Source organism: Geobacillus sp. WSUCF1, from assembly GCF_000422025.1.
Lineage (GTDB): Bacteria > Bacillota > Bacilli > Bacillales > Anoxybacillaceae > Geobacillus > Geobacillus zalihae.
The window spans coordinates 1-237 of record NZ_ATCO01000343.1 but is presented as its reverse complement, the minus strand read 5'-3'; the positions used below and the strand labels follow the sequence as shown (position 1 = coordinate 237).

Below are 237 nucleotides of genomic sequence, written 5' to 3'. Positions count from 1 at the left end.
GGGGATGTGCAAAAAGAATTGGTTATGCTTATAGACGAGTTTGGCTGTGCCAAACGTCCATGAGCCATCAAAATATTGTTCCATGCCTTTTGGTTCGAACGGTACTTTGATTCGTCCTTCTAGCGTATTGACAGAAAATACGCCTTGAACAAGCGAATAATCTCGATTCCAAACGAGATCATATTCAGGCTTTTTAAAGCGAACCAATGTCCATTCGTGACCATTGCTTTTTAGGGA

The 237-nt window shown here is 41.4% G+C and carries 1 pseudogene; it reads right to left on the bottom strand.

Features of this window, described 5'->3' with window-relative positions:
• Window positions 1-237: pseudogene (locus tag I656_RS19675) on the bottom strand (RNA-guided endonuclease TnpB family protein); the annotation flags it as partial.